Below are 8617 nucleotides of genomic sequence, written 5' to 3'. Positions count from 1 at the left end.
AGGCGGTAGACCGTGGCCCCGCCGCCGCGGGCGAGGGTGTACTCGATCACGCGGACCACGACCGGGTTGCGGCGGCTCTTGCGGTCCTTTTCGGCATGAACCGTGCTGAGGTAGGAGCCGTCGCCGAGGACCTGGGTGACGGGCAGCGCCGCGCTCTTGCGCACCCGCCACAACAGGTCCGCGCCGCTCGCCCGGGCGGCCTGCCACAACTCGAACCCGTAAAAGCCCCGGCCGGCCAGCAGCAGCATCCCTTCTTCAAGCTGGGGGAACAGCTGCCGGGAGAGTTTCTGCTCGCTCGCCGACTGGGGGCCGATGACAGCCCCGAACACCACGTGGGTGCCGCATTCCGCCAGTGCGACCAGCCGTGCCTGCGGAAACGCGGCTGCTCCGCGCTCGGACACATGGCGACCGAAGAATTCCTCGTTGGCCACGGTGTCCGCCACGTCCAACGTCGTGCCGTCCACCGCGACCAGACGCCAGTGCCGGTACCAGGCACCGGCCGTCCCGGGCACGGCCACCGGACGGCACACCCGCCCGAACAGCACCTTCAACGGCTCCACGCCCAGCCGCCGCCGCGCCCGCCCGATCGCGGCGGTCGTCGGAACACTCCACGACCCCCGCCCGCCCCGCAGCCCCTCGCCCAGCAGACGCGCGACCTCTTCATAGGGCTGGCCGAAGAACAGGCACATCGCCAGCACGAAGTACACGACCACCCGGGCCGGCAGCAGACGACTGCGCTGCTCACCCCGCCCGGTCTCCGCGATCACCTCATCGACCAACTCCGGCGGAAACGCCCGCGTCAGCACCCCGATCGCGATCCGGTCCGACAAACGCTCACCCGCCGACGACCTGACCTGCCCCACCCTCGCCACACCACAACCAACGAGCCAGGACCATCTAAGTCACCGGCATTGGTCCTAGTGGAGTTCCGACGTGTCCTCGAACAACTGCCGCATCGTCGAGCGGTAGTTGGTCCGCACGTGCGCGAGCGCGTGCGCTCGCGCACGCTCCGGGTCGCCGGAGGCGATGGCCTCGTACAACTCGCGGTGCTCCACCAGGAGTTGGGGCCACTCCTCGTTCCGTCGGGTCATCCAGCGCAGGCGGCCGGCGACCGGCTCCAGCGCGTCGATCAGCAGACTGTTGTCCGCCATCGCCACGAGGCGGTCGTGGAGGCGGCTGTTGACGTCGGTGATGGCCTCGGCGTCGCCCGCCTCGGTCGCGGCGGCCGCGAGGGCGAGGAGTGCCTGGACCTCGGCGAGGTCGCCGGGAGTCGCACGGATCGCGGCCAGCCCGGCGGCGTAGACCTCCAGCGCCTCGCGCAGTTCGAAGAGCTCCTTGACGTCGTTCGGGGTGAGACGGCGTACGACCGCGCGGCGCGGGGTCTCGAAGTGGACGAACCCCTCGGTGACCAGGGCTCGGATCGCCTCGCGGACCGGCACCCGGGAGACCCCGAAGCGCTCGGCCAGCTCGCGCTCCACGAGCCGGTCGCCCGGGCGGAGGCCGCCCGCGATGATCTCCTGCCGCAGCGTGGCGAGGACGCGCTCGCGCACCGCGCCGAGGGGTTCGATCTTCGTCGTGGAGCTCATGGGTCCATCCTCGCCGACCCCGGGGGTCTTTTACGGAGCGTTAACCAGGGTGACATCGGCCGGAACGGTTGACGGGAGGAGCATGACGGCAGTTTGGTATACCAAACTTGTGGCCAAGCGACCGGAACCAAGCGACCGGAAAGCAGTCCTCCTCCGTCCCCCAGCTCCTCATGGAGGCCCCGTGTCCCTCGCCGACCGTGCCGAAGTCACCGGCACCACAGCGTTCGTCCCCGACCCCCGGCTCACCAACGAAGACCTCGCACCCGCCGGTAAGCGCAACTGGAAGGTCTTCGACCTCTTCGCCCTGTGGATGTCCGACGTCCACAACCTCGGCAACTACACGTTCGCCGCCGGTCTGCTCTTCCTCGGCATGAACGTCTGGCAGGTCTTCACGTCCCTGCTCGTCGGCTTCGTGATCATCTACGTCGGGATGAACATGATGGGCCGCATCGGGCAGCGCACCGGCGTCCCCTTCCCGGTCGTCAGCCGGATCGCCTTCGGCGTCTGGGGCGCCAACATCCCCGCCCTGATCCGGGCGGTCATCGCCATCATGTGGTACGGCATCCAGACCTACCTCGCCTCCGTCGCCGTCAACGTGATGCTGCTGGCGGCGTGGCCCGGCCTGGAGTCCTGGACGCACAACTCCTTCCTCGGGCTCGACGCGCTCGGCTGGGTGTCGTTCGTGGCGCTGTGGCTGGTCCAGGCGGCGATCATGAGCCAGGGCATGGAATCCATCCGTAAGTTCCAGGACTTCTGCGGCCCGGCCATCTGGGTCGTGATGATCGCGCTGGCGGTCTGGATCCTGGCGAAGGCAGGCTGGACCATCTCGCTCACCAGCACTCCGCACCCGGTCTCCGTCGGCGAGCAGTGGCGCCAGTGGTTCGGCGCGGTCGGCCTGGTCCTCGCCACCTACGGCACCCTGATGCTCAACTTCTGCGACTTCTCCCGCTTCGCACCCGACTACAAGACGGTCCGGCGCGGCAACTTCTGGGGCCTGCCGGTCAACTCCACGGCCTTCGTGATCGTGTCGGTCATCGTCACGGCCGGCGCGTACGAGGTGTTCGGCAAGGAGATCACCGACCCCGCCTACCTCGTCGCCGAGATCGGCAACACCTGGGTACTGGTGCTGGGCGCGCTGACGTTCGCCATCGCCACGATGGGCGTCAACATCGTCGCCAACTTCGTCTCACCGGCGTACGACCTGGCCAACGTCTGGCCGCAGAAGATCACCTTCAAGGTCGGCGGCATGATCAGCACGGTGGTGGCGCTGCTGGTGACCCCGTGGAACCTCTTCTCCAACCCCACGGTCGTCAACTACTTCCTCGGCGGTCTCGGCGCCTTCCTCGGCCCGCTGTTCGGTGTGATCATGGTCGACTACTACTGGGTCAAGCGTGGCCGGGTCGACATCGACGAGCTGTTCAACGCGCAGCCCGGCTCCCGCTACCACTACCGCAAGGGCGTCAACCCCAAGGCGCTGTGGGCGTTCCTGCCGTCGGCGGCGGTCGCGGCGGTGCTCGCACTGGTGAAGACGTTCAGCGATGTCGCCCCGTACTCCTGGTTCATCGGCACGGCGCTGGCCGCCGGACTGTACGTGGCGCTGTGCCGCGCCGAGCGCGCCGCCGACGCCGGGGCCATGGCCCACAAGCCCCTGGAGGTCTGAGAAACGTGCGAGTCGTCGTCACCAACTGCAACACCACGCAGGAGATGACCGAGGAGATCGTACGAGGTGCCCGGGCCGCGGCAGGCCCGGGCACCACCGTGACCGGGCTGACCCCCGCCTGGGGCCCCGAGTCCGCGGAGGGCTGGCTCGACAGCTACCTCTCGGCCGCGGCGGTCATCGACCTGCTGCGCACCTACGACGGTCCGCCGTACGACGCCGTGGTGATGGCCGGCTTCGGGGAGCACGGGCGGGAGGGCGTGCGCGAGCTGGTGGGCGTGCCGGTCGTCGACATCACCGAGGCCGCCGCCCATCTGGCCTGCCTGCTGGGACGCAGGTACGGGGTCCTCACCACGCTGGAACGGTCGTGCGGCCAGATCGAGGACAGCCTGGAGCTCGCGGGCGTGGGCCGCAACTGCGCGGCCGTCGTCGGTACGGGGCTCAGCGTCCTCGACCTCGGGGAGGGGGATCCGGAGCGCACCGAAGCGGCCTTCCTCATGGCCGCCGAGCAGGTGCGCCGGGCCGGCGCGGAGGTCCTGGTGCTGGGCTGTGCCGGAATGACGGGGTTGCAGCGCACGGTGCGGGAGAAGCTCGGGCTCCCGGTGGTCGACGGGGTCGCGGCGGCGGTGAAACTGGCGGAGTCGCTGGTGACGCTGGGGCTGACGACGAGCCGGGCGGGAAGCTACGCGAAACCGGTGCCGAAGAGGCGGACGTGGGGGCGGCCGACAGGGTGATCCAGGCCGAGCGCGGCAGAAGGTGCCGTTCACGGACGCCACTCGTACCGCACATCCGGCTCGCGCTCCTCGTTCCCGCCGCCGTCCGTGAACTCGACGGCGACAAAGCCGTGTCGCTCGTAGAACCGGTGGGCGGGCTTGTTCACCTGGAAGGTCCACAGGCTCAGCCCCGCCGGGCTGCGCTCCTTGGCGAGAGCCAGGAAACGGTCACCGATGCCGCGTCCACGCCAGTCGGGGTCGAGGTAGAGCTGGGACAGCACGTTGCCGTCGAGCACCAGCACCCCCACGGTCCCGGCCCCGCCCGCCGCCTCGGCGACCCAGGTCTCGCGCAGCGGCACCACGACCTCCCGGAAATAGGCGCGGACCTCGTCGTCGGAGCGGGGCCTGACGACCGTCGGCAGAGCGGCGGCGAAGGAACGCAGCCAGACGTCGGCCGCGGAGGCCGCGTCCGGGGCGGCGGCGCGACGCAGGCCGACGGCGGCTTCTGAGCGGTTCACAGGCGTACGTCCTCCTTCTTGTCAGGGACCGCAATCCTGTCCGGGACCGCAGCGGTCGCTGTGATCTCCACCAGCTGCCCGGTGTATCCGAGGCAGGCCACTCCGAGGAGGGTCGACGCATGCGGACCGGCACTCAGCCCGGACGCCTCGACGACCTCCCACACGGCGGAGAGCACCGTGGGTTCGCTGCTCACGACGTACACGTCGGTCGCCAGCACGTGTTCCAAGCCGCTCCCGACAGCCCGGAGTTGTTCACCGAGATTCACGATCACCTGCTCGGCCTGCTGCACCGGATCTCCCGCGCCGACCAACTCCCCCTCGGCATCGAGGGGTACCGCCCCGGCCAGAAAGGCGAGTTTCGTCCCGGCCTCGACGACGGAGGCGTGGGAGTAGGCGGGCGGGGGGAACAGGGCGGGGGAGGTGACGCGCTGGATCATGACGCTCCTGGGTCGGTCGCCGGCAACTTGCCGATCATCCGGGCCTGCGGACGCGCCCGCATCCGAATTACCCGGCGGCAGGCCCCGGCGACTCTCCGGCCACGGCCGCGCGACGCCCCGCGGCTGCCCGGCGGACTGCTGACGCTCCCTGATCCGCTCGGCCGCCTCGACCCGCTCCAGGCGGTACAGCCGGACCTGCGGTGCGCCCCTGACCCGCGGGTCGACACTGAGCCGGTCCGGCGCCCCGAGCAGCCGGTGCACCAACCCGCCGGTCCACCCCCGCACACGCAGCCCGGCCAACGAGACATACCGCTGCCCGTCCTCCTCGTGCGTCCCGCGATCCACCATCGGTTACCCCCCCGTGCAGCCGCCCGGCAGCCCCTCGCCTGTGGCTTGTCGTAACGCTCTGTGATGACAACTCCTATTGAAGCGGACCCCACTGACAATCGCCGTCCGAGGTGGCGGAGAGAGACCGGAGGAGCCACGCACACCATCAATCGCGTGGAGATACGGAGAGCGGCTCCCTACGCTGCGGCCATGCCTTCCCACCCTGACCCCGCCTTCCTGGACGTTGTCGCCGACCGCCTCGCGGCTCTCCCCACCGTCCAGGCGGTCGCCCTCGGCGGCTCCCGGGCCCAGGGCACCCACAAGCCCGACAGCGACTGGGACTTGGCCGTCTACTACCGGGGCCCGTTCGACCCCGCCGACCTGCGCGCCCTCGGCTGGGAGGGCGAGGTCTCCGAGGTCGGAGGCTGGGGTGGTGGCGTCTTCAACGGGGGTGCGTGGCTGTCGATCGACGAGCGGCGCGTGGACGTCCACTATCGCGATCTCGACGTGGTGGAGCACGAGTTGGGGGAGGCGGAGGAGGGGCGGTTCCGGGTGGAGCCGCTGCTGTTCCATCTGGCGGGGATCCCGAGCTATCTGGTCGTGGCGGAACTGGCGATCAACCGGGTACTGCGCGGCGAACTCCCGCGCCCGGCCGCCTACCCGGAGAAGCTGCGGGCCTCCGCCGCCGAGCGCTGGCGCGGCACCGCCCTCGCCACCCTCGGGTACGCCGAGGCCAACCACGTCCCGGCGGGCCGGCTCACGGAGGTGGCCGGCGCCATCGCCACGGCGGCCGTACAGGCCGGGCACGGTGTTCTCGCGGGGCGAGGGGAGTGGGTGACGAACGAGAAGCGGTTGCTGGAGCGGGCCGGATTGCGGGGCGTCGACGAGATCTTCGTACGGTTGCGTCCGGAGCCCGACGTGCTGGGCGGAGCTGTTGCCGACGCGGAGCGGCTCCTGACCGCACGGGCATAGCCGGAACCCGGCCGCGCAGTCACGGGCCGACCGGGACGCGACGGCAGGCATTGCGTTCATAAAGAACACGCCTCTCCGGACAACCGTCACATCCCCGAAATGCGACCGTTCCTTTCCCTCCAAGGACGCGATCTACCGTGGACACCACAGTCCACAGCCCGGCCACCGTCGCCCGAAGGCACACCCCCGCCTCGCACAGACGACAGGAGCCCCGTGTCACGCCCCGCCGCTCTGGCCCTTCCGCCCTGGCTCGCCCACGCTCTTCGCGCTCAGCGGGGGCCCGTGCCCTGGAGCGCGGTCGTGCGGGGGGCGCTGGCCTCCGGGCCCTTGCTGCTGGCGGCGGTGCTCGCCGGACGGGCCTCCCTCGGAGTGATCGCGGCCATCGCCGCGATGCTGGCCGGGATCAACGACCGGCCCGGCAGCAGGCGGGCCTCGGTGAGGCGGCTGGGTGCGCCCGCGCTCGCGGGGGCCGCGGGACTGCTCGTCGGCACGCAGGCCGGGGAGCAGGTCGGGGCCGTCACGCTGACCGTGCTCCTCACCCTGGTCGGGCTTGTCGCCGGGAGTATCAGCGCCATAGGGCCCGTCGCCTCCGGGGCCGGGACACAGTTGCTCGTCGCCTCCGCCATCGGGGCCGGGATGCCGGTGCCCGAGGAGGGCTGGCTACGGGCGCTCGCCTACCTCGCGGGCGCCGGGTGGCTGATCGGACTGCGGCTCGTTCTCCCCACGCCCGGTGCGATCGCCGGCGACTTCAGGTTCGACGGCGAGCGCGAGGCCGTCGCCGCCGTGTACGACGCCGTGGGGGAGCTGCTCGACGCCGCGGGCACCGCCGACGCCAGTACGCGGCGGGCCGCCCTGACCGCCGCGCTCGATCACGCACAGGACGCCCTCGCCGGGCCCCGGCTGCGGCGGTACGCAAGCTCCTCGGCCGAGCGGCGGCTGCACGCGCAGTACGCCGCCGCGCTGCCTCTCGCCGAGGCCGCGACCGCACTGGCCTGGGCCGGGGACGCGGTGTCCGGGCGGGCGTCCGAAGGACCCCGGCGCCTCGCCGCCGCCATACGGGACAACACGCACACCGGGCCGCTGCCCGCGCCCTCCCGTTCCGCGCCGGGGCTGCGTGCCCTCGACGACGCCCTCCTGCACGCCGCCGAGGCCTTCGACCGGGGCAAGGGGAGCGACCTGCACACGCGTCGGCGGGGGGTCGGGGATGTGCTGCGCACCGCCTTCGGTGCCGGGGGGCGGGAGTACGGACTGCGGGTCGCTCTCTGCTTCGGGGCCGGCGTGGGCGTGGCACAGGCGCTGCACCACGCCCGCTGGTACGGGGATCACACGCACTGGTACTGGCTGCCCGCCACCGCCGTGTTCCTCGTCAAGCCCGACCTCGGGCCGCTCGTCTCCCGCGTGCTGTGCCGTGCTGCCGGGACCGTCCTGGGGGCCCTCGTCTTCGCCGGGTTCGCCGCGGTGCTGCCCCGGCCGGAAGGACTCATCGCGCTGGTCGCCGTCAGCGGCGCCCTGATTCCCGTCGCCACGCGGCACTTCGCCGCGCAGACCGCCGTCGTCACCGTGCTGGTCCTGTCGCTCGTGATGGTGGGCGGCGAGCCGCAGGCGTCCGCCGGGCGCATCGGCGAGACCCTGCTGGCCTGCGCGATCGTGCTGATCGTGGGGCACCTGCCGATGCCGGGGCAGCGGGCGGGCGGAGTGCGTGCGCGGCTTGCCGTGGCGGTGAACGCGGCGCACGCCTACCTCGCGCACGTCCTGCGCGAGTCGGACACACACCTGGTGGGCGACGCCCGCGCCGGGGCCGCCCGCACCGACACTGCCCGCACCGACACTGCCCGCGCCGGGGCCGCCCGCACCGACACTGCCCGCGCCGGGGCCGCCCGCACCGACACTGCCCGCACCGACACTGCCCGCGCAGGGACTGCCCGCACCGACACTGCCCGCGCAGGGACTGCCCGCACCGACACTGCCCGCGCCGGGGCCACCCGCACCGAAACCGTCCGCGCAGGGACTGCCCGCACCCGCACCGCCCGCGCCGGGACTGCCCGCACCGACACCCCCCGCACCGACTCCGACGCCCGTGCCCTCCGTTGGACCCTCCGCCGCGAGGCCTACCGGACGCTCGCCGCCGCCCGCTCGGCCGTCTCCGTCGCCGGCGCCGAACTTCCCGCGCTCGCCCGGCACGCCGAGGGCGCGGACGAGGTCGCCGACACCCTCGAACAGCTCGTCGACACGACCACCGCCTGTGCCGTGCACCTCGACGACACGGGGCGCCTCACACCGGACCACGCCGAACGCCTGGTCGCCCTCCTCGACGAACTCGCCGGTCATCGGGAACGGGTGGGCCTGCGGCCGCCGGACATCCCGCTCGCCGTGTAGGCGGCCGGGAGTGTTGCGGCGAAGAGCATGC

The 8617-nt window shown here is 72.0% G+C and carries 8 protein-coding genes; 4 read left to right on the top strand and 4 right to left on the bottom strand.

Annotated features, from left to right (window positions below):
• The coding region (locus tag ACZ5XS_RS37325) for an IS4 family transposase (protein WP_468659031.1) at positions 1-830 on the bottom strand (830 nt) is incomplete at its 3' end.
• A gap of 87 nt (positions 831-917) precedes the next feature.
• Complete coding sequence (locus ACZ5XS_RS37320) at positions 918-1586, bottom strand: GntR family transcriptional regulator (protein ID WP_468659029.1); 669 nt, start codon at positions 1584-1586, stop codon at positions 918-920.
• A gap of 181 nt (positions 1587-1767) precedes the next feature.
• Between ACZ5XS_RS37320 and ACZ5XS_RS37315 the strand changes: the two genes are divergently transcribed.
• Both ACZ5XS_RS37315 and ACZ5XS_RS37310 read left to right on the top strand, forming a co-directional pair.
• Entirely contained in the window at positions 1768-3246 is a 1479-nt protein-coding gene (locus ACZ5XS_RS37315) for an NCS1 family nucleobase:cation symporter-1 (RefSeq protein ID WP_468659027.1), read from the top strand.
• Positions 3247-3251: 5 nt separating this feature from the next.
• Positions 3252-3977, top strand: coding sequence for an aspartate/glutamate racemase family protein (locus ACZ5XS_RS37310; RefSeq protein WP_468659025.1), 726 nt, complete (start codon positions 3252-3254; stop codon positions 3975-3977).
• A gap of 29 nt (positions 3978-4006) precedes the next feature.
• Here the strand turns inward: ACZ5XS_RS37310 and ACZ5XS_RS37305 are convergent, their stop codons facing one another.
• Both ACZ5XS_RS37305 and ACZ5XS_RS37300 read right to left on the bottom strand, forming a co-directional pair.
• On the bottom strand, positions 4007-4474 hold the full coding sequence (locus tag ACZ5XS_RS37305; RefSeq protein ID WP_468659023.1) for a GNAT family N-acetyltransferase: 468 nt from the start codon (positions 4472-4474) through the stop codon (positions 4007-4009).
• Complete coding sequence (locus ACZ5XS_RS37300) at positions 4471-4911, bottom strand: RidA family protein (protein WP_468659041.1); 441 nt, start codon at positions 4909-4911, stop codon at positions 4471-4473. The genes ACZ5XS_RS37305 and ACZ5XS_RS37300 overlap by 4 nt, the downstream gene beginning before the upstream one ends.
• Positions 4912-5448: 537 nt before the next feature.
• Here ACZ5XS_RS37300 and ACZ5XS_RS37295 point away from each other — a divergent pair.
• Entirely contained in the window at positions 5449-6210 is a 762-nt protein-coding gene (locus tag ACZ5XS_RS37295) for a nucleotidyltransferase domain-containing protein (RefSeq protein ID WP_468659021.1), read from the top strand.
• Between the two features lie 213 nt (positions 6211-6423).
• Positions 6424-8586 (top strand): FUSC family protein, encoded by a 2163-nt coding sequence (locus ACZ5XS_RS37290; RefSeq protein ID WP_468659019.1) that lies wholly within the window; start codon positions 6424-6426, stop codon positions 8584-8586.
• The last annotated feature ends 31 nt before the right edge of the window (positions 8587-8617 follow it).

This window comes from Streptomyces sp. NPDC033131 (assembly GCF_055578365.1).
Note: the sequence above shows the minus strand (reverse complement) of the source record. Positions and strands in the feature narration are given on the sequence as shown.

Coding starts and splice junctions, on each gene's coding strand:
- ACZ5XS_RS37320 (WP_468659029.1), bottom strand. CDS start 1,586: ATGAGCTCCACGACGAAGATCGAACCCCTCGGCGCGGTGCGCGAGCGC.
- ACZ5XS_RS37300 (WP_468659041.1), bottom strand. CDS start 4,911: ATGATCCAGCGCGTCACCTCCCCCGCCCTGTTCCCCCCGCCCGCCTAC.
- ACZ5XS_RS37295 (WP_468659021.1), top strand. CDS start 5,449: ATGCCTTCCCACCCTGACCCCGCCTTCCTGGACGTTGTCGCCGACCGC.